Raw genomic sequence first — 975 nt, 5'->3', positions numbered from 1 at the left:
ATAACGAACTAGACTAACCGACGTAGGCTGGCCCTGAGTCCCGAATGGGACGTTAGGGATTGGCACGACGCTTGCGTAAGCAAGAGGAGTGACAAAAGCCTATGTGTCGGAGACCAAGCGAGGGCGAAGTCCCGAAGCGCAGCGGTTAGTTGCTGTTATGCGTAGTCGCGGAAGTTAATCAAAAAGTGTTTTTTTCTTTTTGTAAAATTTCTTTAATTTGAATTTCAAGTATTGGAATTTTGTTTTTAACAAGATCCCAAACAATATCATAATCAACGATGAAGTAGCCATGTATTAAATGATTTCTCGTTGCAGAAAATTTTCGCCATTCAGGTTGATTATGCCTTTTCTTAAAAGAATCAGAAAGTTTGTTAGAGGCTTCGCCAATAATCTCAATACTTCGAACAAATGCTCGTTTTAGGACATTATTATTAAGAAATGAATTTTCATCAGTTTTTGATAATTCATCCTTTAGAAAGAGAATTTCATTATATATATGCTTAATATAATCTAAGTCAGACTTCAATTAATACTGACTCACTTTCAACGGAAATTTTCAGAGAACCAGATATAGAGTCAGTAGTAAGTAAATCAACTTTTACTTTAAAAATGTCTTCAAGTAGAAATGTAAGATTAATATAATTATCAAAATTTTTCATTCCAGACTTGAATTTGACAAGGAAATCAATATCACTATTCTGTTTAGCTTCATTTCTAGCGACGGATCCAAAAAGATGAATGGTCTCCACTCCTAGAATATCCAATTCCTTTTTGTAATTTTTTAAGGAGTTTTGAATAGAGTTTGAATCTAGAAGTTCAACTATCGCCATATATCAAAATTGGTCGTTTTTATGTAAAAGTCAAGCGATTGAATATGGTGCTTTTGCCTCTGTTTTCGATATTTTTTGCATATTAAAAAGTGTTTCTCATGTCTTTGGGAATAAATTTGAGCGATTACGCATAACGAACTAGACT

The 975-nt window shown here is 33.6% G+C and carries 2 protein-coding genes; both read right to left on the bottom strand.

The features are described 5' to 3' along the window. Positions 1 to 178: 178 nt before the first annotated feature. The gene (locus ND811_RS19365) at positions 179 to 526 is read right to left on the bottom strand and encodes a HepT-like ribonuclease domain-containing protein (protein ID WP_265365562.1); all 348 of its coding nucleotides are present in this window, start codon (positions 524 to 526) and stop codon (positions 179 to 181) included. Beyond that, complete coding sequence (locus ND811_RS19360; RefSeq protein ID WP_238755041.1) at positions 516 to 830, bottom strand: nucleotidyltransferase family protein; 315 nt, start codon at positions 828 to 830, stop codon at positions 516 to 518. Before ND811_RS19360 ends, ND811_RS19365 begins: the two co-directional genes overlap by 11 nt. Positions 831 to 975: the final 145 nt, after the last annotated feature.

The sequence above is a fragment of the Leptospira soteropolitanensis genome (assembly GCF_026151655.1).
GTDB classification, from domain to species: Bacteria; Spirochaetota; Leptospiria; order Leptospirales; family Leptospiraceae; genus Leptospira_A; species Leptospira_A soteropolitanensis.
The sequence above is the reverse complement of the archived record's forward strand: the minus strand, read 5'-3'. Positions and strand labels throughout refer to the sequence as shown.